The 21,677-nt window shown below is 69.0% G+C and carries 18 protein-coding genes and 1 tRNA gene; 9 read left to right on the top strand and 10 right to left on the bottom strand.

Going from position 1 to position 21,677, the window contains the following annotated elements:
* Positions 1-182 precede the first annotated feature (182 nt).
* The 9 genes from BUQ68_RS13010 to BUQ68_RS12970 all read left to right on the top strand — a co-directional run bounded on the left by BUQ68_RS13010 (position 183) and on the right by BUQ68_RS12970 (position 9,209).
* On the top strand, positions 183-557 hold the full coding sequence (locus BUQ68_RS13010; protein ID WP_075216418.1) for a TIGR02300 family protein: 375 nt from the start codon (positions 183-185) through the stop codon (positions 555-557).
* 381 nt (positions 558-938) lie between these two features.
* Positions 939-1,014, top strand: a tRNA-Ala gene (locus BUQ68_RS13005).
* Positions 1,015-1,859: 845 nt separating this feature from the next.
* The gene (locus BUQ68_RS13000) at positions 1,860-3,227 is read left to right on the top strand and encodes a hypothetical protein (protein WP_139315237.1); all 1,368 of its coding nucleotides are present in this window, start codon (positions 1,860-1,862) and stop codon (positions 3,225-3,227) included.
* A 144-nt stretch (positions 3,228-3,371) separates the two neighbouring features.
* On the top strand, positions 3,372-4,850 hold the full coding sequence (locus BUQ68_RS12995; RefSeq protein ID WP_175577811.1) for a UbiA family prenyltransferase: 1,479 nt from the start codon (positions 3,372-3,374) through the stop codon (positions 4,848-4,850).
* A gap of 11 nt (positions 4,851-4,861) precedes the next feature.
* A complete protein-coding gene (locus tag BUQ68_RS12990; protein WP_210215639.1) occupies positions 4,862-6,196 on the top strand; it encodes an FAD-binding oxidoreductase in 1,335 nt (444 codons plus the stop codon).
* Positions 6,193-6,939, top strand: a complete 747-nt coding sequence (locus tag BUQ68_RS12985; protein WP_075216414.1) for an SDR family oxidoreductase — start codon at positions 6,193-6,195, stop codon at positions 6,937-6,939. The genes BUQ68_RS12990 and BUQ68_RS12985 overlap by 4 nt, the downstream gene beginning before the upstream one ends.
* A 273-nt stretch (positions 6,940-7,212) precedes the next feature.
* Positions 7,213-7,581 carry a DMT family transporter gene (locus tag BUQ68_RS12980; RefSeq protein ID WP_075216413.1) on the top strand — a complete coding sequence of 123 codons (369 nt, stop codon included), beginning with the start codon at positions 7,213-7,215 and terminating at the stop codon, positions 7,579-7,581.
* A 41-nt stretch (positions 7,582-7,622) separates the two neighbouring features.
* Complete coding sequence (locus BUQ68_RS12975) at positions 7,623-8,618, top strand: NAD-dependent epimerase/dehydratase family protein (RefSeq protein ID WP_075216412.1); 996 nt, start codon at positions 7,623-7,625, stop codon at positions 8,616-8,618.
* 198 nt (positions 8,619-8,816) lie between these two features.
* On the top strand, positions 8,817-9,209 hold the full coding sequence (locus BUQ68_RS12970) for a DUF1236 domain-containing protein (protein WP_075216411.1): 393 nt from the start codon (positions 8,817-8,819) through the stop codon (positions 9,207-9,209).
* A gap of 113 nt (positions 9,210-9,322) precedes the next feature.
* Here the strand turns inward: BUQ68_RS12970 and BUQ68_RS12965 are convergent, their stop codons facing one another.
* The 10 genes from BUQ68_RS12965 to adhP form a co-directional block, all read right to left on the bottom strand.
* Positions 9,323-9,598 (bottom strand): hypothetical protein, encoded by a 276-nt coding sequence (locus tag BUQ68_RS12965; protein ID WP_075216410.1) that lies wholly within the window; start codon positions 9,596-9,598, stop codon positions 9,323-9,325.
* A gap of 176 nt (positions 9,599-9,774) precedes the next feature.
* Positions 9,775-11,904 (bottom strand): polyribonucleotide nucleotidyltransferase, encoded by a 2,130-nt coding sequence (gene pnp, locus BUQ68_RS12960; protein ID WP_075216409.1) that lies wholly within the window; start codon positions 11,902-11,904, stop codon positions 9,775-9,777.
* 351 nt (positions 11,905-12,255) lie between these two features.
* On the bottom strand, positions 12,256-12,525 hold the full coding sequence (gene rpsO / locus BUQ68_RS12955; protein ID WP_075216408.1) for a 30S ribosomal protein S15: 270 nt from the start codon (positions 12,523-12,525) through the stop codon (positions 12,256-12,258).
* A 34-nt stretch (positions 12,526-12,559) separates the two neighbouring features.
* Positions 12,560-13,489, bottom strand: a complete 930-nt coding sequence (truB, locus tag BUQ68_RS12950; protein ID WP_075216407.1) for a tRNA pseudouridine(55) synthase TruB — start codon at positions 13,487-13,489, stop codon at positions 12,560-12,562.
* Positions 13,490-13,586: 97 nt separating this feature from the next.
* Positions 13,587-14,054 (bottom strand): 30S ribosome-binding factor RbfA, encoded by a 468-nt coding sequence (gene rbfA / locus BUQ68_RS12945; protein ID WP_425349529.1) that lies wholly within the window; start codon positions 14,052-14,054, stop codon positions 13,587-13,589.
* A 177-nt stretch (positions 14,055-14,231) separates the two neighbouring features.
* The gene (gene infB, locus BUQ68_RS12940) at positions 14,232-16,946 is read right to left on the bottom strand and encodes a translation initiation factor IF-2 (RefSeq protein ID WP_075216405.1); all 2,715 of its coding nucleotides are present in this window, start codon (positions 16,944-16,946) and stop codon (positions 14,232-14,234) included.
* 77 nt (positions 16,947-17,023) lie between these two features.
* Positions 17,024-17,833 (bottom strand): RNA-binding protein, encoded by an 810-nt coding sequence (locus tag BUQ68_RS12935; RefSeq protein ID WP_075216404.1) that lies wholly within the window; start codon positions 17,831-17,833, stop codon positions 17,024-17,026.
* An 81-nt stretch (positions 17,834-17,914) separates the two neighbouring features.
* Entirely contained in the window at positions 17,915-19,588 is a 1,674-nt protein-coding gene (nusA, locus tag BUQ68_RS12930) for a transcription termination factor NusA (RefSeq protein WP_075216403.1), read from the bottom strand.
* Between the two features lie 145 nt (positions 19,589-19,733).
* Positions 19,734-20,357 carry a ribosome maturation factor RimP gene (gene rimP, locus BUQ68_RS12925; protein ID WP_083656550.1) on the bottom strand — a complete coding sequence of 208 codons (624 nt, stop codon included), beginning with the start codon at positions 20,355-20,357 and terminating at the stop codon, positions 19,734-19,736.
* Positions 20,358-20,559: 202 nt separating this feature from the next.
* On the bottom strand, positions 20,560-21,585 hold the full coding sequence (adhP, locus tag BUQ68_RS12920) for an alcohol dehydrogenase AdhP (protein ID WP_075216402.1): 1,026 nt from the start codon (positions 21,583-21,585) through the stop codon (positions 20,560-20,562).
* Between the last annotated feature and the right edge of the window lie 92 nt (positions 21,586-21,677).

The raw sequence follows: 21,677 nt of genomic DNA, 5'->3' as shown, positions 1-21,677 counted from the left end.
AGAACGGCTCGTTTGATCGGCGTTGGCTCTAGCATAGGGCCGGGGCGCCGTCATCCGGCTCACCCCCCCGGACCCGGCACCGGCCGGCGCTTGAATTGGTCTTTGACAGGGGGGAAGCCACCGTCTATGTCCGATTCCCGAATCCCAGCCCTTCAGTCCCCGCTATCCTTGAGGTCGAACCCGTGGCGAAACCGGAACTTGGGACCAAGCGCCTCTGCCCGAGCTGCGGCGCCAAATACTACGACTTGAACAAGAGCCCCATCCTGTGTCCGCGCTGCGGGGCTCCGTTCGATCCGCACCTCATCGCCAAGGCGCGGCCGTCGGCCGCGATCGCCGACGACCCCGAGGAGGAGGAAGAGGATCTGACGGAGGCGAGCCCGGAGTTCGTGTCGCTGGAGGACGCGGAAGACGCGGACGGCGACGACGTGCCGGACATCGAGGATCCGGAGATCGAGGACGACGCGGAGGTGGACGACACCTTCCTGGAAGAGGACGAGGAAGACGAAGGCGACGTCTCCGACATCATCGGCGATGTGGAGGACGAGGAGGAGCGCTGACCGCGCGCCACCGGTCCACGCGGCCTTTCAGGGAAGACCGCCGGCCAGTCGGCCATCGTCGTCCCGAACACCCGCCATGACGGGAGCGCGAACCCGGTTCGCGCTCCTTTTTCGTTTGCCGCCTCCGGGCCTTCCGGTCGGTTCGGCCACGCCCAGACGGCGGGGGGCGGCGCCTCAAATGGCAGTCGGGACGCTCGGCGGGCCTGTTTTCCGCCACTTGAAGCGCCCGTCGCGAGCCCTCTCCCGATCCTCAGAAAAAAGGACTTGATCAGCGATCCGATGCCCCGTATATCCCGGCGCGTCGAGCCGGAACCCAGACCGGCGGCGCCGAAATCCGGCGCGGACATCAGTCGAACCGGCAACGGTCCGGCGACCTCGCGTGGGGCCATAGCTCAGTTGGGAGAGCGCTTGAATGGCATTCAAGAGGTCAGGGGTTCGACTCCCCTTGGCTCCACCAGGTCTCCTCTCCAGGATTAAACCATAACCGCATCAGGTGATCCCCATGGGATCCGTCCTGACGGTGTTCCGTCTGGCCGGTCAACGCGTGTCTTGGCCGGTTCGGTTCCTGACGCAAACCTGCCGTCGGCCTTCGCTCCAGGATGATCGACCCTGAGGCGAGAGACATGGCGGGAGGGCCGGAAGGGCAGCCCGGTCAACGAACCGGTCGTGAAGAGCCGGTCGTGGAGTCATTCCGCTTCGGCACAGCCTCTCGGCGGATCGAGACGGCGCTCCTCCGACCGGGCGGGGCGTCCACCGCGCAGGCTCTGGAAACGAACGATGGCACCCTCGGAAGGAATTCCGACTCGTTCTCGCCGCGGGCGTGACCTGCTTGACAGCGCGTCCTACCAAGCCGGTTGTCGACGACGTGCCGTCGCGGTTCGGAGGCCGGTGGTGTGTCCCCGGCCAAGACATGCCCAGAATACGAATTCCGGGTTGTCGAGGTGAAGACCGAGGTTTGCAAGGACGCCCGGCGCGGATCAAAGCCCGGTGCAGGTGGCGGAGGCGTTGCACGGCCATCTCGCCCGTGGCAGCGCATGGCGCCGAACAGCCGGCCCTGTCGCCACCCTCCCCTCGGTTCCGCCGTCGATCCTGACCGTGTTCACGAGATGGCGTCCGCGTCGGCTTGTTTGCTGGTGTTGACGGGCACATTGCCTTCAGGATGCCGAACATATACTGTTCGCGACATTCTTTGAGGCTATGATGATACTCAATACGTATTCCGGACAATCAGACGACGACCTCGTCGATCGCCTGTCCAAGCTGACGCTCTTGCTTGCGTTCGCTTGTGTCGCGGGCGTTCTCATGTCGATCCCATTTCTGCAGATCTTTCAGAAGGTACCGCTGAACTACAATGAGGGCTTCAACGGCTATCACGTCTTGGCGCTGCTGGGCGGTGAGCCGCTCTATCCGCCGCTCGACGCCTTCTCGACGAACAATTACCCGCCCCTCTCCTTCCATGTCGTCGCGGCGCTGACGCCTCTTTTCGGAGATCCGATCATCGCCGGCCGCTTCCTGGCGGCCGCCAGCCTTCTCGTCAGCGGTCTCAACATCGCCATCGTCGTCTTCGTGCTGACGCGCTATCGCTTCGCCGCGCTGCTGACGCCGCTGGTGCTCCTCGTCTACGTGGGGATGTGGTTCAACAACTACACGGCCATGAACGACCCGCAGTGGTTCGGCCACGCGCTGCAGACATCCGGCCTCGCCGTGTTCGTCACCGGCCGCCGGCTGGTGCCGGAGACCGGGCGGCTGGTGCTTGCGGTGGCGCTCCTCTTCCTCGGCGGCCTGGTCAAGCACAACCTCCTTGTGCTCCCGCTGGCGCTTCTGATCTGGCTTGCGATCCACGACCGGCGCGCCGCGCTGCACTTCATCGCCGCCGGAATGGTCGCGGTCGTCGTCGCTGCGGCGGTCGGCTGGCTGCTCTACGGGCCATCGGTGTTCCGCAGCGTGTTCCTGCACGCCCGGGTGTTCGATCCGCAGTTGATGGCCCACATGATGGCGCGGCACGCCTCAGCCTTCGCGCCGTTCGCGGTCGCCATGGTGGCGCTGGCGCTGCTTGCCTGGCGCGACGCGGGCGTCCAGCTCGTTCTCCTGATCTATGCGGTGGGCCTCCTGGTCGGGGTACCGGCGCTCGGCGGCGAGGGGGTCAACTTCAATGCCCTCTTTGATGTCGTGCTTGCCACCTGCATGGGCCTGATGCTGTTCGCCGCGCTCCTCGCGACGCGGCTGGAGCCGGCCGGCCTCGGCTTCGGCACGGCCTTCTCGCTCAGCGCCGCCCTCATGGCCGCCCCGCTTCTCGGCGGCCTCACAGAGGCGAACGGCGCGTTCAAGCACTGGCGTTGGGTCGGCCAGCGGGAGGGGGAGTATCTCGCCCTCATCGAGAGCCTCGCCACCACGGAGGGGCCGGTCGCCTGCCACATGCTGTCCATGTGCCTGTGGGCCGGCAAGGCGTTCGAGGTGGAGGTCTACAATTACGGGCAGAAGCTGAAGACCGGCCGGGTGCCTTCCGAACTTCTCCTCGAGCGGATCCGGACCGGATACTACAAGCGCCTGCAGCTGCAGGAGAATTTCTTCGAGATCGGCGTCGTCCCGGAGAACGTCGAACAGGCGATCCGCGAGCGTTACGTGGTCGAACGGTCCGCCCCCTCCCTCGTGCTTGTGCCGAGGCCCTGACCGGCGCGGCGCGGCGGCTCTTGCGGCAGTGCAACAGGCTCGGGTTTTCAGCAGCTGCCCGGCATTCCGGCCGTGCCGGACGAGCGGCGCGCATGTATATGCAATTAAGGCGTTTTGCCGATGTCTAATCTCAGGTCGGCCCCCATGACGATCCAGCAACCCGCGACCATGCGACCGGCGGCCGTCGCCATCCCGGATCCGGGCGCGGCCCCCGTGCCGCTGGTCGTGGATGTGGACGGTACGCTGATCGTGTCGGACTTCCTGCACGAATCCGCCCTGCGGCTCGCCGCCGAGCGCCCGTTCACGGCGGCTCTCATTCCCTTCTGGCTGATCGGTGGGCGCGCCCGGCTGAAGGCGCACATCAACGACCATGTGGGCATTCTGTCCGACATTCCGCTCCGCCAGAGCGTCGTCGACCTGATCCATACAGCCAAGGCCGAAGGTCGGCCGGTCTACCTGGCGTCAGCCTCCGACCATCGGCAGGTGCAGGCCCTGGCGGACCGGATCGGCGTGATCGACGGCGTCTTCGCCACGTCCGCCGGGCGCAATCTCGCCGGTTCGGCCAAGGCCGAGACCCTGGTGGAGGCCTTCGGCGCGGGTGGTTACGACTATGTGGCGGACGCCGACGTGGACTTCCCCGTATGGCGGAGCGCCCGGCAGGTGCTGGTCGTCAGCCATGGAACGGCGTTCGAGAAGCGGGTGCTCGCCGCTTTCCCGGCGGCGACGGTCGTCGATCGCACCCGCCGGTCCGCCAGCCCCTACCTGCGGGTCCTCCGGGTGCACCAGTGGGCCAAGAACGCCCTCGTCTTCCTGCCGCTCGTCCTCAACCATTCGTACGCGGATCCGGGCCAGGTCCTGGCGACGCTCCTGGCCTTCCTGTGCTTCTCCTTCGCGGCGTCCAGCGCCTATGCGCTGAACGACCTCCTGGACCTGCCGGCGGACCGCCGGCACCCGACCAAGCACCGGCGCCCCTTCGCGGCCGGCGCGGTGGCGGTCAGCCACGGGGTGGTGATGAGCGCCCTCCTCATCCTCTCCGCCTTCGCGATCGGCTTCCTCGCTTTGCCCCCGGCCTTCCTGGCGGTGCTCGGCGCCTATTTCGTCGCCACGGTCACCTATTCGCTCATCCTGAAGCGGAAGGTCTTCGTCGACGTGGTGGTGCTCGGCGGGCTCTACGCGGTGCGGGTGCTGGGCGGCGCCGCGGCGATCGGGGCGCCAGGGTCCAACTGGCTCCTGATGCTCTGCCTCTTCCTGTTCCTCTGCCTCGCCATCGCCAAGCGCTACACGGAACTCGCCGCCAAGGAGGCAGCCGGCGGGCCGCCCCCGTCTGGGCGCGGCTACCGGTTCGAGGACATGCGCGTCCTCCTGCCGCTCGCGGCCGCGTCCGGCTACATGTCGGTGCTGGTCGTGGCGCTCTACATGAATTCCGAGCAGGTCACGGTGCTCTATTCCAATCCGGACGTGCTATGGCTGACCTGCGTGATCCAGCTCTACTGGGTCTCCCGTGTTCTCATCCTGGCGAACCGCGGCGAACTGCACGAGGACCCCGTGGTGTTCGCGCTTCGCGATCGCATCAGTTGGCTCTGCGCCCTCGGCGTGCTGTCGCTGGTGGTGGTGGCGGTCTGAACGAGGCAATGGTGCTGGATCGCTCCCTTCCGACCACCCGCCTCAGCGGCTGGAGCCGCTACCCGGTCCTCGATTGCGCCGTGCTGCCGGTCCGTCGTCCGGAGGACGCGGCCATGCCCGCCGGCCATCCGGTGATCGCCCGCGGCAACGGCCGCTCCTACGGCGACGCCTCTCTCGGCGTGCCGACAACCCTCGCGATGCGGCCACTCGATCGCTTCCTCGCCTTCGACGAGGCGACCGGCGTCCTGTCGTGCGAGGCCGGCGTGCTGCTCTCCGACATCGTGGACGTGTTCACGCCGCGCGGCTGGTTTCCCGCCGTCACGCCGGGCACGCGCTTCGTCACCGTGGGCGGCGCCATCGCGGCGGACGTGCACGGCAAGAACCACCATGGGGCCGGCTCCTTCGGCGCTCACGTGATCGACCTCGACCTCGCCCTCGGCGACGGGCGGATCGTCACCTGCTCGCGCGACGCGGAGGCGGACCTCTTCCTCGCCACGCTCGGCGGCATGGGCCTCACCGGCGTCATCCTCGCCGCCCGCCTTCGCCTGCAGCCGATCCGCACCGCCACGATCCGCCAGACGACCCATCGGGTGGCCGACCTCGACGGCGCGTTGGAGCGTCTCGCCGGATCGACGAGCACCTACTCGGTCGCCTGGATCGACTGCCTCGCCAGCGGGGCCTCGCTCGGCCGTTCCGTGGTGATGGATGGCGAACACGCCGAACCGGAGGAGCTTCCCGCCGGCATCGCCGATCCCCTCGCCCGCACCCGGCGACGCGGCAAGACGGTGCCGTTCGACTTTCCCGCCCTTGCGATCAGCGGCCCGACCGTGAAGGCGTTCAACGCCCTCTATTATCGCCGCCACCGGAACGGGACCGGCCTCGTCGATCTGGACAGCTACTTCTACCCGCTCGACGCCCTCCTGGAGTGGCACCGGATCTACGGCTCCAAGGGCTTCCTGCAATACCAGTTCGTGGTGCCGCTCGCCGGCGCCCGCGCCGCGCTGGTGCGCATTCTCGGCGCCATCGCCGAGGCCCGGTCCGGCTCCTTCCTGGCGGTCCTGAAGCAGTTCGGCCCGGAGGGCGAGGGCCATCTCTCCTTTCCGATGGAGGGCCTGACCCTTGCGCTCGACTTTCCGGCGTCGCCCGACGCCCTCGCCCTTCTGGACCGGCTGGACGATCTGGTGCTCGACGCCGGCGGCCGCATCTACCTTGCCAAGGACGCCCGCATGAAACCCGCCCTCCTGGCGGCCGGCTATCCGCGCCTGCCGCTCTTTCGCGCGGTCCGCGCCCGTCACGGGCTCGAAGACCGCTTCCAATCCGCCCTGTCGCGACGGCTCGGCCTGTGAGCGCCGCCACGCCGCCTCGGTCCGTGCTGGTGCTCGGGGGCCGCTCCGACATCGGCCTTGCCATCGCCCACCGCTACGCCGCGGGGGGCGCCAGCGTGGTGCTGGCGGCCCGCGACCCGGCGGATCTCGCCCGGGCTGCGACCGACATCGAAATCCGCCACAAGGTCAGCGCAACCGTGGTGCCCTTCGACGCGGTGGACCCGGACCCGGACCGCTTCCTCGACAGCCTCGCGGCACTACCCGACACGGTGGTGTGCGCCGTCGGCCTCCTCGGCGACCAGACGCGGTCCGAGGCCGATCCCGCCGCCGCCACCGCCGTCATGGAAGCCAACTATCTCGGGCCCGCCCGGGTGCTCGGCGCCGTCGCCAACCGCATGGCGGCGCGCGGCACCGGCTGCATCGTCGGCATCAGCTCGGTCGCCGGCGACCGGGGCCGCGCCTCCAACTACGTCTATGGATCCGCCAAGGCGGGCTTCACCGCCTTTCTTTCGGGCCTGCGCAACCGGCTCGCCAGGACCGGCGTCCACGTGGTGACCGTGAAGCCCGGCTTCGTGCGCACCCGGATGACGGAGGGGATGCCGCTGCCCGGGCCGATCACCGCGGCGCCGGCCGAGGTCGGCGAAGCGGTCTACCGAGCCGACCTGAAGCGCCGCAACACCATCCACGTGCGCCCGGTCTGGCGCCTGATCATGCTGGTGATCGGCGCCATCCCGGAGCCCATCTTCAAGCGGCTTTCACTTTGAACCGGCAGGGCACCGGGGCCATCGAGCAAAGCACGTGACAAGAAATGTGGTTTCGGCTATCTGCGATCGGGTTCTTCGGCGGCGCACCATGCGCTGCCCTCTTTCCGGCCGATGGCGACCGCCCCCGCGGGGGACGGCCCCGCCGGCCAAATCGTCTTTGCTCCGCACCCGCCGCGCGGCCGGCTTTTTCCTCGTTGCTTGGGCAACCGGCCGGACGGGCGGGCCCGTCGCAGGTCCGGAGCGTTCTGAATTCGGACGAGGCAGTGTGACACCATGGCCCTGACGCTCCTGATGATCCTGTTCACCGTCACCACCAACGCGGCGGCCCAGATCATCCTGAAGACCGGCATGCGCTCCCTGGGACCGTTGTCTGTCGCCACGGACGGCCTCGTGTCCACCGTCTTTTCGGTGCTGTTCAATCCCTGGATCCTTGGCGGGCTCACGGTGTTCGCCATCAGCATGGCCTCCCATCTGGCGGTGCTGTCGCGGGTCGATCTCAGCTTCGCCTACCCCTTTCTCAGCCTCGCCTACATCATGGTCGCCGCCTATGCGTTCTTCGTCTTCGGGGAGGATGTCGGTGTGATCCGCATGGCCGGATATGCGCTGATCTGCGCCGGAACCGTCCTGATCGCGTTCAGCTGAGAGCCGGCGGCGGCCCGTTCGCATCCATAGGAGACGACCTCATGAAGCACATCATCATCGGCGGCAACGGCTTCGTCGGCCGCCATCTCGCGGCCGACCTCCTGAAGATGGGCGAGGAGGTCATCGTCGGCGACATCGAGCGCAGCAACCTTTCCCACTATGGGCCGGTGCGCTTCGTCTCGCTCGACGTCACCAAGCCGGAGACGCTGCGCGCCATCCCGCTCGGGCCGGACGACGTGGTCTACAATCTCGCCGCCAAGATGCTCGCCCCCATCGTCCTGAAGCGGGAGCGATACGACTTCTTCTGGCCGGTGAACTACCACGGCGTGCGCAACCTGCTGGAGTGGATCGAGGGCGCGGGCGCCAGCCGCTACGTGCAGTTCACCACCGACATGGTCTATGGCCACACCCCGACGGTGATGACCCGCGAGGACGCCCCCCGCAACCCGCTCGGCGAGTATGGCGCCTCCAAGAAGGGCGCGGAGGATCTCTGCGACGCCTTCCGGGCCCGCGGCATCGACAGCACCATCTTCCGCCCGCGCCTCATCATCGGCCCGGGCCGGCTCGGCATCCTCACCAAGCTGTTCCGGCTGATCGAGCTGAACTTGCCGGTGCCGATGATCGGGTCGGGCAAGAATCCCTACCAGTTCATCTCCGTCTACGACTGCGCCTCGGCCTGCATCGCCGCCTGGAAGGGCGGTTTTCCGAACAAGGCCTACAACCTCGGTTCGTCGAACCCGCCGCCGGTGCGCGAGCTCTTGGGCACGCTGATCCGCGAGGCCGGCAGCAAGTCCGTGCTGGTGCCGACGCCCGCCCCGCTGGTGAAGTCGGTGCTCGGCCTCCTCGACAAGGTGAACAGGCCGCTGATGGATCCGGAACAGTTCCTGATCGCCGACGAGACCTGCATCCGCGACACCTCCGCGGCCGAGCGGGATCTCGGCTGGCGGCCACTCCACAACGACGTGGACATGCTGAACGCGGCCTATCGGGAGTATCGGGCCGGCCGCGCCGCCAAGCCGTTGGCCGCCGCCGCCTGACGGCTGCGCTCCTCTCGGCCCGCCGTTCCTTGTCTTCGCCCCTCGGGTGCAAGACGAAGACCGCAAGCACGCCCGCAACGTCGGGCGTGCTTTTTTATTCCCGCCCCCCAGCGAAGTGGTTAGCAGTTCGTGTTGAGGAACCAACTTCCGACGCGGCCGTTGTTTGGCCGGGACTACTTCACAGGAAAGGTTCTCACCATGAATAAGTCTCTTCCCATTCTTGCTGCGCTTGCTCTCTCGGCGACCGTATCGGCAGCCCCGGCGCAGGAAGGCACCGTCAGCGGCGCTGCCGGCGGCGCGGTCACGGGTGCCATCGTGGGCGGCCCGATCGGCGCGGCCGTCGGCGGCGTCGCCGGCGCGGCCCTCGGCTCGATCGTGGCGCCGCCGGAGCCGGAGGTGCGCGAGTATGTGGTGCAGCAGCAGGTGCCGTCCGTGCAACTCCAGGAGCAGGTCGTCGTCGGCCAGCCGCTGCCGCAGACCGTGGAGCTCTACGAGGTGCCGCAGTACACCCAGTACCGCTACGCCATCGTGAATGGCCAGCGCGTGATCGTGGAGCCGCAGACCCGCCAGATCATCCAGGTGGTCGAGTAATCGACCCCTCATTCCCGGCGACCATCGGCGGGACGGAAAAAGGGCCGGACGCTCCCGACGGAGCGCCCGGCCCTTTTGTCTTCACGTCTCGGGTTTGCCGGAACCGGCGCCGGTCAGGCCCGCGGCGGGAGCTGGCTGAGGCTGCGCTCCACCTTCAGGATGCGGCCGGTGAGCCGGAAGGAGAGGGCGAGACCGGGCAGCCCGACCGCCGCCATGATCACGTAGGTGACCGTCGGGCCGAGGCCGATCAGGCCGCCGATGGCCCAGGCGAAAGCGAAGGCGGCGCCGAGCATCTCCGTGACGATCAGCAGGGTTGCCCCCACGGCCGACAGCATGGCGTCGGTGCCGGAGAAGCGGGTCTCGTCTTCGGGGATCTTGGTCGTGGACATGGGGCTCGGCCGGTGGCGGGTTTCGGCCGCATCAAGGGACGCGGCCGGCGGGATGTCAAGCGGAGGCGGTCTTCAAGCGACGAGAGCCGGCGCAACGAGCGCCGGCTCCAGGATCGTCAGGCGGACGGGCCGGCCGCTTTCCAGGAAGCAGCCCGGACCCGGTGGACCCGGCGCCGTCAGCCGTCGGCGCGGTCGTCGCCCTTGATCTCCTGGCCGGTCGCCTGATCGACGATCTTCATGGAGAGGCGCACCTTGCCACGCTCGTCGAAGCCGACGAGCTTGACCCAGACCTTGTCGCCTTCCTTCACCACGTCCTTGACGTTCTGGACGCGCTGCGGAGCGAGCTGGCTGACGTGCACGAGGCCGTCGCGGGAGCCGAAGAAGTTCACGAAGGCGCCGAAATCGACGACCTTCACCACGGTGCCCTCGTAGATGGCGCCGATCTCCGGTTCCGCCGCGATGCCCTTCACCCAGTTCATGGCGGCCTGGATGGCCTTCATGTCGCTGGAGGCGAACTTCACGGTGCCGTCGTCCTGGATGTCGATCTTGGCGCCGGTCTTCTCCACGATCTCGCGGATCACCTTGCCGCCGGTGCCGATCACTTCGCGGATCTTGTCGGTCGGGATCTTCATGACCTCGATGCGCGGCGCGAACTCGCCGAGCTCCGCGCGGGCGCCGGTGATGGCCTTGGCCATCTCGCCGAGGATGTGCTGGCGGCCGCCGCGGGCCTGCTCCAGCGCGACCTTCATGATCTCCTCGGTGATGCCGGTGATCTTGATGTCCATCTGCAGCGAGGTGATGCCGTGCTCGGTGCCGGCCACCTTGAAGTCCATGTCGCCGAGGTGATCCTCGTCGCCGAGGATGTCGGAGAGAACCGCGAAGCGTTCACCCTCCTTGATCAGGCCCATGGCGATGCCCGCGGTGGCGGCCTTCAGCGGCACGCCCGCGTCCATCAGCGCCAGCGACGAGCCGCAGACGGTGGCCATGGACGAGGAGCCGTTCGACTCGGTGATCTCGGAGACCACGCGGATCGTGTACGGGAACTCGTGCTTCTCCGGCAGCATCGGGTGGACGGCGCGCCAGGCGAGCTTGCCGTGGCCGATTTCGCGGCGGCCGGGCGACCCCATGCGGCCGGTCTCGCCCACCGAATAGGGCGGGAAGTTGTAGTGCAGCAGGAAGTGCTGCTTGTAGGTGCCTTCCAGGCTGTCGACGAACTGCTCGTCCTCGCCGGTGCCGAGGGTCGCGACCACCAGGGCCTGCGTCTCGCCGCGGGTGAAGAGGGCCGAGCCGTGGGCGCGCGGCAGCACGCCGACTTCGGCGACGATCGGGCGGACCGTGGAGAGGTCGCGGCCGTCGATGCGCATGCCGGTGTCGAGGATGTTCCAGCGGACGATCTTGGCCTGCAGCTCCTTGAAGACCGAGCCCACCTGCTCCTTGGAGAACTCCGGCTCGGCGCCCTCGGGGAAGAAGGCGGCCATCACCTTCGCCTTGGCGGCGTCGACGGCGGCGTAGCGGTCCTGCTTGCGGGTGATCTTGTAGGCCTCGCGGAGGTCCGTCTCGGCCACGGCCAGCATCTTCTGCTCGATGGCGGAGAAGTCCGGCGCGGTGAAGTCGCGCGGCTCCTTGGCGGCGCGCTCGGCGAGGCGGATGATGGCGTCGATCACCGGCTGGAAGCCCTGATGGCCGAACATCACGGCCTTCAGCATAGTGTCCTCGTCGAGCTCCTTGGCCTCAGACTCCACCATCAGCACCGCGTCCTGGGTGCCGGCGACCACGAGGTCGAGCTTGGAGTCGGCCATGGAATCGACCGGCGGGTTGAGGACGAAGGCGCCGTCGATGAGACCGACTCGGGCGCCGGCGATCGGCCCCATGAAGGGCACGCCGGAGAGCGTCAGCGCGGCGGAGGCCGCCACCATGGCGAGGATGTCCGGCGCGTTCTCCATGTCATGGGAGAGCGTCGTGACGATCACCTGGGTGTCGTTCTTGTACCCGTCCGGGAAGAGCGGGCGGATCGGACGGTCGATCAGGCGGGAGGTGAGCGTCTCGTGCTCGGACGGACGGCCCTCGCGCTTGAAGTAGCCACCCGGGATCTTGCCGGCCGCGAAGGCCTTCTCCTGGTAATTGACCGTCAGCGGAAAGAAGTCCTGGCCGGGCTTCGGCTCCTTGGCGGAGACGACGGTGGCCAGCACCGTGCTCTCGCCATAGGTGGCGAACACGGAGCCGTCCGCCTGGCGGGCGATGCGACCGGTCTCGAGGGTCAGCAGGCGACCCGCCCACTCGATCTCGACCTTCTGGATATCGAACATGAATGTTTCCTGTCTTGTCGTAGGTTCCGGCGCCGCGGACCACGGGCAAGACGGCGGGACGCTCCGGCCGGAGATGGCGGCGAAGCGTCCGGCAATCCTGCCCCATGGCCGAACGCACCGGTCGGCGGCGACATGCGGTGGCCCCACGCCGCGAAAGGGCGGGGATGGGCCGCTTTTGTCGCCAGTTCGAGGTGTCCGCCGCGTGCGAAGCACCTTCGGCATGGCCCTTAGCACGTTTTGACGGCCAGGGCGTCTAAATCCATCCGACGACGGATGCCGAAAATCGCAGCCGACGGCGTGGATAGGCGAAGGGGGCGACCCTTGCGGGAACCGCCCCCTTCGAACCGGACGTCAGCGGCGCAGACCCAGGCGGCCGATGAGGGTCGTGTAGCGCTCCTCGCTCGACTTCTTGAGATAGTCGAGCAGCTGGCGGCGCTGGCTGACCAGCTTCAGGAGGCCGCGGCGGGAGTGGTTGTCCTTGCCGTGCGTCTTGAAATGCTCGGTGAGGTTGGAGATGCGCTCGGAGAGGATCGCAACCTGCACTTCCGGCGACCCGGTGTCGCCGTCCTTGGTGCCATAGTCCTTGATGAGCGCGGCCTTGCGCTCTGCGGTGATCGACATCGTCGAATCCTTTTTCGGTCGTGGGACCGTGCCCTCAGGCGGCGGTCAGGTTGAAGACGCGCTTGGGGTGAAGCTCGCCGCGTTCGACGTCGCCGAACGCGATCAACTGCCCCTGGCAGGTCGCGTAGGCGGGTCCTTCGAAGGCGGGAGCGTCCCGTCCGCGCAAGAGAACCGGTTGGCCGGAGCGCAACCGATTGGCATCCGTCGCCGTCACGGCCAGGGCCGGGATGTCGTCCAGCGCGGTCTCGACGGGGCGGAGTGCGGCAGCCAGACGGCTGTCAGCGGGGTCCTCTTGCCAAAAGTCGCGCAAGGAGTCCAGGGGAATCATGTCCGCCTCGCCGAACGGGCCGACGGCAAGCCGGCGAAGCGCCGTCACGTGGCCGCGGCAGCCGAGGAGGCGGCCGAGGTCGCGGGCGATCGCCCGCACGTAGGTGCCCTTGCCGCACTCGGCCTCGAACACCGCCGTGTCGGCGTCCGGCACCGCGACGAGGTCGATGCGGTGGATGGTCACAGGCCGGGCCTCCAGGTCCACCACCTCGCCGTCGCGGGCAAGGTCGTAGGCCCGCTCGCCGTTGACCTTGATGGCCGAGAAGGCGGGCGGCGTCTGCAGGATCTCGCCCTCGAAGCCGTCGAGCGCGTCGTCGATCGCCTCGGCGGTCGGCCGCAGGTCGGACATGGCGACGACGGAGCCCTCCGTGTCGTCCGTGGTGGTTTCCTCGCCCCAGCGCACCGTGAAACTATAGAGCTTGCGGCCGTCCTGGACGAAGGGCACCGTCTTGGTGGCCTCGCCGAGGGCGATCGGCAGGAGGCCCGAGGCGAGCGGGTCGAGCGTGCCGGCGTGGCCGGCCTTGGACGTGCCGTAGAGGCGCTTGATGGCCCCGACCGCCTGGGTGGAGGTCATCCCCACCGGCTTGTCGAGGATGATCCAGCCATGGACCGTGTTGGGCTTCTTCTTGCGGGACATGGACCGTCTCGGGCGTCAGTCGTGGATCGTCGGGCTCCGCCGCGCCGGCCGGGCTTGGACCGGCGGCGTGCGGGATCGGAAGCGGGCCGCGGGGCCGTCAGGCGTCGCCCCGCTCGTCGCGCGCCTCTTCGGGGGACTCTTCGGCTGACTCGGGGGCGAGGTCCTGGCGCACCTCCGGGCTGCGCAGGATGGCGTCGATGCGGGCGCTCTCCTCGAAGCGGTCGTCGAAGCGGAAGGTGAGGTCTGGCGCGTACTTGAGATTGATGCGGGTGGCCACCTGGCCGCGGATGAAGCGCTTGTGGCGGTCGAGCGCCTTGACGGCCACCTTGGGTTCGCCGCCGGCGAGCGGGGTGACGAAGACGGTGGCGTTCTTCAGGTCCGGCGAGACGCGGACTTCCGGCACGGTGATCATCAGCGCGCTCAGCTCCGGATCGAGGATCTCGCCGCGTGCGAGGAGTTCCGCCATGGCGTGCCGGATCAGTTCGCCGACGCGGAGCTGGCGCTGGGACGGGCCGCGAGCCTCGTCGCGGCCGCGAGGGGAGTTCTTGGACATGGAAACGGAAATCCGATCGAACGATCGCCCACGCCCGGCAACGGCGGGGCAGGACTTTGACGAATAAAACAGGCCGGGCGCGCCAGGGGGCCGGCAAGCGGAACCGGCACGATGCCGGAACGGGTCCGGCGCCGGCGGGATCGTCCGCCCGGCGCCGCACCCGGTTTCAACGGTGACGGATCGCGCGCGTCAGAGGGTGCGCGCGATCTCCTCCACGCGGAAGCATTCGATCACGTCCCCGGCACGCATGTCCTGGTAGTTCTCGAAGTTCATGCCGCATTCCTGGCCGGCGTGAACTTCCTTCACGTCGTCCTTGAAGCGCTTCAGGGTGCCGAGCTTGCCTTCGTGGATCACCACGTTGTCGCGGATCAGGCGGACGCTGGCGCCGCGCTCGACCACACCTTCGACCACCCGGCAACCGGCGACCTTGCCGACCTTGGTGATGTTGAAGATCTCCAGGATCTCGGCGTTGCCGAGGAAGGTCTCCCGGCGCTCCGGCGACAGCAGGCCCGACATGGCCGCCTTCACGTCATCCACGAGGTTGTAGATGATGTTGTAGTAGCGGATCTCGATGCCCGAGCGTTCCGCCGACTGGCGGGCCTGGGCGTTGGCGCGGACGTTGAAGCCGATGATGGCCGCGTCCGATGCTTCCGCCAGGGTCACGTCCGATTCCGTCACGCCGCCGACACCGCCATGGATGATGCGGGCCGCCACCTCGTCGGTGCCGAGCTTCTCCAGCGCGCCGGTGATCGCCTCCAGGGAGCCCTGCACGTCGGTCTTGACGACGAGCGGGAACTCCTTGCGGCCGGCGGTCTGCAGCTTGCTCATCATCTGCTCGAGCGAGCCGCGGGCGCCGGAGACGCGCTTCTGCATGTTGTCGCGCTTCAGGCGGATGCGGTACTCGGTGATCTCGCGGGCCCGCGCCTCGTTCTCCACCACGGCGACCCGGTCGCCGGCGTCCGGGGTGCCCTGGAAGCCCAGGATCTCCACCGGCATGGACGGACCGGCGGTCGGCACCGTGCGGCCGTGATCGTCGAGGAGCGCGCGGACGCGGCCCCACTCCGACCCGGCGACGACGATGTCGCCCACCTTCAGGGTGCCGCGTTCCACCAGCACGGAGGCCACCGGGCCGCGGCCCTTGTCGAGCTTGGCCTCGACCACGATGCCCTCGGCGGCGCGGTCCGGATTGGCCTTCAGCTCCAGCACTTCCGACTGCAGCAGGATGGCTTCCAGAAGCTTGTCGAGGTTCATCTTCTTGGTGGCCGACACCTCGACCTCCAGGATGTCGCCGCCCATGGATTCCACCTGCACCTCGTAGCGCAGCAGTTCCGTGCGCACGCGCTCCGGCTTGGCTTCCGGCTTGTCGATCTTGTTGATCGCAACGATCATCGGCACGCCCGCCGCCTTGGCATGGGCGATGGCCTCGATGGTCTGCGGCATCACGCCGTCGTCGGCCGCCACCACCAGGATGACGATGTCCGTCACCTTGGCGCCGCGGGCGCGCATGGCCGTGAAGGCCGCGTGGCCCGGGGTGTCGATGAAGGTGATCTTCTGACCGTTCATCTCCACCTGGTAGGCGCCGATGTGCTGGGTGATGCCACCGGCCTCGCCCGCCGCCACGTTGGCCTGGCGGAGCGCGTCGAGCAGCGACGTCTTGCCGTGGTCGACGTGGCCCATGATGGTGACCACCGGCGGCCGCGCCACCGTGTCCTCGGCAACGTCCGGAGCCGCGTAGAGGCCCTCCTCCACGTCCGCCTCGGACACGCGCTTGACCGTGTGCCCCATCTCCACCGCGACGAGTTCGGCCGTGTCGGCGTCGATCACGTCGTTGATCTTCAGCATCTGGCCCTGCTTCATCAGCAGGCGGATGACGTCCACCGCGCGCTCGGCCATGCGGTTGGCGAGCTCCTGGATGGTGATCGCCTCCGGCAGCACGACCTCGCGCATGACCTTCTCGCGCGGCCCGGACTGCTGGGCGCGCTTTTCCTTCTCGCGCCGACGGCGGAGGGCGGCGAGCGAGCGGGACCGCTCGCCCTCGTCGTCCGTGAGGGCGGTCGTGATGGTGAGGCGACCCTTGCGGCGGTCCTCCTCGGCGCGCTTGACCGGCGCCGGGGCCGGCACGCGGGCCTTCTTGACGGCCGCGGCCGCCGTACGGCCGCGGGGGCTCTCGTCCTCGTCCTCGGCGACGGCCGGGGTCGCCGGGGCACCGCCGGGGGCGGCCTTGGCTCGGGCCGGCTGCGGGATCTCGATCACCGGCGGCCGCTTGGACTCGCTGCCGGTGAGGCGCACGGAGGTGACGGCCGGCTCGGCCGCTTCCGCGGCAACGGGCTGCGCCGGCGCCGGCTCGGCGACGGCGGGCGCGTTCAGGGCGCGCTCGGCAGCTTCCTTCTCGGCAATGGCGTCGGCCTCGGCACGCGCGCGGGCCTCCTCGGCCTCGCGAACGGCGCGGGCCTCGTCCTCGATCTTGCGGCGCGCCTCGTCCTCGGCGCGGCGACGCGCCTCCTCGACGGCGCGGCGCTTCTCTTCCGCATCGCGGGCGAGCGCCTGGGCGAGCGCCTGCTGGCGCGCCTCCATCTCGTCCTGGGAGAGCGAGCGCAGCACCATGCCGCCGGCGTTCGGCCGCCGGTCCTGCGGCCTGGGCTGGCCGCCCTGGTCGCGACGGGGCTCGCCGCGGGGCGGCGCCTGGTCGGCACGGGCGGGCTGCTGGGGAGCGGGCGCCGGGGCGCCGTCGCCCTGGCCGGGGCCGCGGCTCTTCTTCTTCTCCACGACGACAGCCTTCGTGCGTCCGTGGCTGAAGCTCTGCCGGACGGTTCCCTGCTCGACGGTGCGTCGGCCAAGGGACAAGGTCGCCTTCTTCGGGGCGACGCTGAGGGTCTTGTCGTCAGTGTTCTTCGTATCGCTCATACGTGTGCTCTATCCTCGCCGGTCAGGAGGCTTCGCGTCCGCGCCCAATGACCAATCGTGCCGCGGGGTCCTCTGTTTCAAAGGCCCGCTGTCCAGTCCGTATCCTGCGCCGCGCCCCTGTAGCGGGCCAGCGCGGCGGCGTTATGGAGGAAGCTGGTGCTCGCTCCGCCGGCGAGCAGTGCAGCATGTATCACATTTGCGCCGCCCAATGCCAAATCCAATTCGCGGCTGGTGAAGATCCCGCCGATCACCCGCGGCAGCAATGCCGGGTCGATCGCGGAACCGCCGTCCGCAGCGCGCGGCCCCGGCTCGCCAGAGCCCGGATCCGCGTCATCGTCAACCTCAAGGCCGTCGTCCGGCGCGAGGCCGTCGCGTTCGAGGGCGTCGAGATCGCTCTCGTCGTCGTCCTCATCGTACCCCGCCTCGTCGTCGAGCCCGGCCTCGGCCCGCGCGCGGCGTCGCATCACCTGCGCCACCTTGCGTCGCCCGTCGTCGGCCGCCTCGACCGCGTGGATCACGGCGACCGCTTGGCCGCGCCCGAGGGCGCTCGTGACCTTGCCGAAGCCCGTCACGACCTTTCCGGCCTTGCGCGCCATGGAAAGCGCGCCGAGCGCCGCGTCCGCCATCAGCCGGTCGACCAGATCCGGCAGGTCCGCCGGCGTCTCGGTCTCGGCCTTGAAGCCGCGGGAGAACGCCCGCTTCTTCACCGCCTCGGCGACCACCGTCCGGCGGCCCGTCAGCCAGACCCCGCGACCGGGCAGCTTGCCCTTCAGGTCCGGCACCACCTGCCCGTCCGGCCCGCGGACGAACCGGATGAGGCCGGCGCTCGGACCCGTCGCCCGCGTCACCAGGCAGGTCCGTTCGGACTCGTCCCGCTTCGGCGCCATGGTCCCGTCTTCCTCGTTTCCCGGCCGTGCCGGCGTCAAGGCGCCGGGCGACGATCGCCGCCGGGCGCGTGTCTCGTTTCGTCAGGCGCTCGCGGCCTCGGTCGCCGCGTCGTCGGCCGGTGCCGCATCGTCGGCCTCGGCGCCATCCGCCTCGCCCCCGTCCGCCTCGGCGTCGTCGTCGGCCGCATCGGCTTCCGGGGTCTCGACGGGCGCTTCGATCCAGCCGGCGGCGACGCGCGCCGCCATGACGATCGCCTCGGCGTCCGCCCGGCTCACGTCGAGATCGGAGAGCGCGCCCTTGTGACGGGTGGTCTCGCCGCCCTTGCGCTCGGTCCAGCCGACGAGGTCGTCGGTGGCGCAGCCGGCGAGGTCCTCGACCGTCTTCACGCCGTCCTTGCCGAGGGCCACCATCATGGCGGTGGTCACGCCCGGCACATCCTTCAACTCGTCCGCGACCCCGAGCTTGACGCGCTCCTCGTCGAGCTCGCGCTCCTTGGCGTCGAGGAATTCCAGAGCGCGCGCCTGGATCTCCTCGGCGGTGTCGTCGTCGAAGCCCTCGATGGACGCGATCTCGTCGCGGTCCACGTAGGCGAGTTCCTCCACCGAGCCGAAGCCTTCGGTGGCGAGCAGCTGGCCCACCACCTCGTCCACGTTGAGGGCGTTCATGAAGAGCTCGGTGCGCTCGTTGAACTCCTTCTGGCGGCGCTCGCTTTCCTCGGCCTCGGTCATGATGTCGATCGCCCAGCCGGTCAGCTGGCTGGCGAGGCGTACGTTCTGGCCGCGGCGGCCGATGGCGAGCGACAGCTGCTCGTCGGGCACCACCACCTCGATGCGCTCGGCGTCCTCGTCAAGGACAACCTTGGAAACCTCGGCGGGTTGCAGCGCATTGACGATGAAGGTCGCCGCATCGCCGTTCCAGGGGATGATGTCGATCTTCTCGCCCTGGAGCTCCTGCACCACCGCCTGGACGCGGCTGCCGCGCATGCCGACGCACGCGCCGACCGGATCGATGGAGCTGTCCTTGGAGATGACGGCGATCTTGGCGCGCGAGCCCGGGTCGCGGGCGACGGACTTCACCTCGATGACGCCGTCGTAGATCTCCGGCACTTCCTGGGCGAACAGCTTGGCCATGAACTGCGGATGGGTGCGGCTGAGGAAGACCTGCGGGCCGCGCTGCTCGCGCCTGACGTCGAAGATGAGGGCGCGGATGCGGTCGCCGTAGCGGAAGGTCTCGCGCGGGATCAGCTCGTCGCGGCGCACGATCGCCTCGCCGCGGCCGAGGTCCACGATCACGTTGCCGTATTCCACGCGCTTGACCACGCCGTTCACGATTTCGCCGATGCGGTCCTTGAATTCGTCGAACTGCCGGTCGCGCTCGGCTTCGCGCACCTTCTGCACGATCACCTGCTTGGCTGACTGGGCGGCGATGCGGCCGAAGTCGATCGGCGGCAGCGGCTCGGCGATGAAGTCGCCGATGCGGGCGGCCGGGTTGCGGTGGCGCGCCTCGGCGAGGTCGACCTCGGTCGACACGTTCTCCACGCTCTCCACCACCTGCAACAGGCGCTGCAGCCGGATCTCGCCGGTGCGCGGGTTGATCTCGGCGCGCACGTCCGTGTCGGAGCCGTAGCGGGACCGGGCCGCCTTCTGGATGGCGTCCTCCATGGCGGCGATCACGATCTGGCGATCGATCGACTTCTCACGCGCGACCGCGTCGGCGATCTGCAGGAGTTCCAGTCGGTTCGCGCTGACGGCCATGCTTTCTCTCTCCTGACCTTTTCGAAGGTCCATGGTCTGAGGACCCACCGATCCGGGCGCTCCCGGTTCTCCGGGGGGCCGGTGATCGACGGACCCGTGCTCGTCGGCCTGTCGGGGCGTCCGGCCCCGGCAGACCGCCCCTCGTCTAGTTCTTGCTCGCCTTCAGCGAGTCGCGGATCAACGCGTCGTTGAGGACGAGCCGGGCATCCGCCACCGTGTCGAGCGGAAACCAGACCTCGTCGATCCCGTCCGCCGCCTGCAAGAGGCGCATGCCGCCATCGCGGGCCGCGTCGTCTCCGCGCGTGCCCAAAAGCCAGCCGCGGAAGCGCTTGCGGCCGATCTGCGGCACGGTGAGTTCCAGCTTGGCCTCGAACCCGGACCAACGGTCGAAGTCGGACCGGCGCACCAGCGGACGATCGATGCCCGGAGACGAGACCTCCAGGTGGTAGGCCTTGTCGATCGGGTCGTCCACGTCGAGCACCGGCGAGATGGCGCGGCTCACCGCCTCGCAGTCCTCCACCGCCATGGTGCCGTCCGGCCGCTCCGCCATGATCTGCAGCGTCAGGCCGTTGAGGCCGGACAGCTTCACCCGCACGAGCCGGTAGCCGAGATCGACGAGCACCGGCTCCACGATCGCCGCCACCCGCGCGTCCACGCCGGTCTCGGACACCACGCGCGGCTCGTTCAGATCCGCGACCGGAGCGTCGGCGGTGGCCTGTCCTTCGGCGGGCGCGGTCGGAGGGGTCGGGGCGATCTCGTCAGCAGTCATATGGGTCGGTCGGTGCCTTCGTGCAATCGATGTCCCGCCTCGGATTGTGGGGCCGCGGATAATAAAAAGGAGCGGGTTCCGGGGGAACCCACTCCAATCCGCTCTTAGCGAGCACATCAGAACTGATGGGCTCTCTATAGCGGCGGCAAGCCGCTTTGGCAAGCCCGACCGGCCTTGACGAAGCCCGGCTGATACAGCTCGGCTAGAGCGTCAGCACCACGCGCCCGTCCACCTGGCCGGCCTTCAGCCGGTCGAACACGCCGTTGATCGCCTCCAGCGGTTCGGTGCTCGTGGTCGCCGTCACCTTGCCTTCGGCGGCGAACTCGATCGCCTCGGCGAGGTCGCGCCGGGTGCCCACGATGGAGCCGCGGATCGTCACCCGCTTCAGCACCACGTCGAAGATCGGCGTCGGGAAATCGCCCGGCGGCAGGCCGACGAGGCTGACCGTGCCGCGCCGGCGGACCATCTTCAGGGCGTCCGCGAAGGCCTGCCGGGACACGGCGGTGACCAGAACCCCGTGCGCCCCGCCGTGGGTCGCCTTGCCGATGGCCGCGCCCACGTCCTCCTCGGCCGCGTTCACCGTCACGTCGGCACCGAGCTTGCGGGCAAGCGCCAGCTTGTCCTCCGCCACGTCCACCGCCGCCACGTGCAGGCCCATGGCCTTGGCGTACTGGACGGCCACATGGCCGAGGCCGCCGATGCCGGAGATCACCACCCATTGGCCGGGGCGGGCCTCGGTCTCCTTCAGGCCCTTGTAGGTGGTGACGCCGGCGCAGAGGATGGGCGCCATGGCGACGAAGTCCGGGTTCTCCGGCAGGCGTCCCACGTAGTCGGCGTCGGCGAGCACGTATTCGGCATAGCCGCCGTCGACGCCATAGCCGGTGTTGTGCTGGTCCTCGCAGAGCGTCTCCCACCCGGTGGTGCAATGCTCGCAGCAGCCGCAGGCGTCGTGGAGCCACGGCACGCCGACCGGATCGCCCTCCTTCAGGCCCTTCACGCCGGGCCCGAGCGCCGCCACATAGCCGACGCCCTCGTGTCCGGGGATGAAGGGCAGCTTGGGCTTCACCGGCCAGTCGCCGTCGGCCGCGTGGATGTCCGTGTGGCAGACGCCGCTCGCCACGATCTTGACGAGCACCTGGCCGGGTCCGGGCTCCGGCACCGCGACCTCCTCCAGGACGAGAGGTTGGCCGAAGGCGTGCACGACGGCGGCTTTCATGGTCTTCGACATGGGAAAGGAGCTCCGCTTCTCGGCTGGTAGGATGCCAGGAAGCATAGAGGTCCCCCGTGCCGGTCCGCCTTGACCCGCATCAATCACCGGAC

The sequence above is a fragment of the Mongoliimonas terrestris genome (genome assembly GCF_001927285.1).
GTDB lineage: Bacteria > Pseudomonadota > Alphaproteobacteria > Rhizobiales > Pleomorphomonadaceae > Chthonobacter > Chthonobacter terrestris.
The sequence above is the reverse complement of the archived record's forward strand: the minus strand, read 5'-3'. Positions and strand labels throughout refer to the sequence as shown.

Excerpts from the sequence above, each read along its gene's own strand:
- rpsO (WP_075216408.1), bottom strand. The coding sequence starts at position 12,525 with ATGTCGATCACCGCAGAGCGCAAGGCCGCGCTCATCAAGGACTATGGC.
- truB (WP_075216407.1), bottom strand. The coding sequence starts at position 13,489 with ATGTCCCGCAAGAAGAAGCCCAACACGGTCCATGGCTGGATCATCCTC.
- BUQ68_RS12970 (WP_075216411.1), top strand. The coding sequence starts at position 8,817 with ATGAATAAGTCTCTTCCCATTCTTGCTGCGCTTGCTCTCTCGGCGACC.
- BUQ68_RS13000 (WP_139315237.1), top strand. The coding sequence starts at position 1,860 with ATGTCGATCCCATTTCTGCAGATCTTTCAGAAGGTACCGCTGAACTAC.
- infB (WP_075216405.1), bottom strand. The coding sequence starts at position 16,946 with ATGAGCGATACGAAGAACACTGACGACAAGACCCTCAGCGTCGCCCCG.
- BUQ68_RS12980 (WP_075216413.1), top strand. The coding sequence starts at position 7,213 with ATGGCCCTGACGCTCCTGATGATCCTGTTCACCGTCACCACCAACGCG.
- BUQ68_RS12975 (WP_075216412.1), top strand. The coding sequence starts at position 7,623 with ATGAAGCACATCATCATCGGCGGCAACGGCTTCGTCGGCCGCCATCTC.
- BUQ68_RS12965 (WP_075216410.1), bottom strand. The coding sequence starts at position 9,598 with ATGTCCACGACCAAGATCCCCGAAGACGAGACCCGCTTCTCCGGCACC.
- adhP (WP_075216402.1), bottom strand. The coding sequence starts at position 21,585 with ATGTCGAAGACCATGAAAGCCGCCGTCGTGCACGCCTTCGGCCAACCT.
- BUQ68_RS12995 (WP_175577811.1), top strand. The coding sequence starts at position 3,372 with ATGACGATCCAGCAACCCGCGACCATGCGACCGGCGGCCGTCGCCATC.
- rimP (WP_083656550.1), bottom strand. The coding sequence starts at position 20,357 with ATGACTGCTGACGAGATCGCCCCGACCCCTCCGACCGCGCCCGCCGAA.
- pnp (WP_075216409.1), bottom strand. The coding sequence starts at position 11,904 with ATGTTCGATATCCAGAAGGTCGAGATCGAGTGGGCGGGTCGCCTGCTG.
- BUQ68_RS12935 (WP_075216404.1), bottom strand. The coding sequence starts at position 17,833 with ATGGCGCCGAAGCGGGACGAGTCCGAACGGACCTGCCTGGTGACGCGG.
- nusA (WP_075216403.1), bottom strand. The coding sequence starts at position 19,588 with ATGGCCGTCAGCGCGAACCGACTGGAACTCCTGCAGATCGCCGACGCG.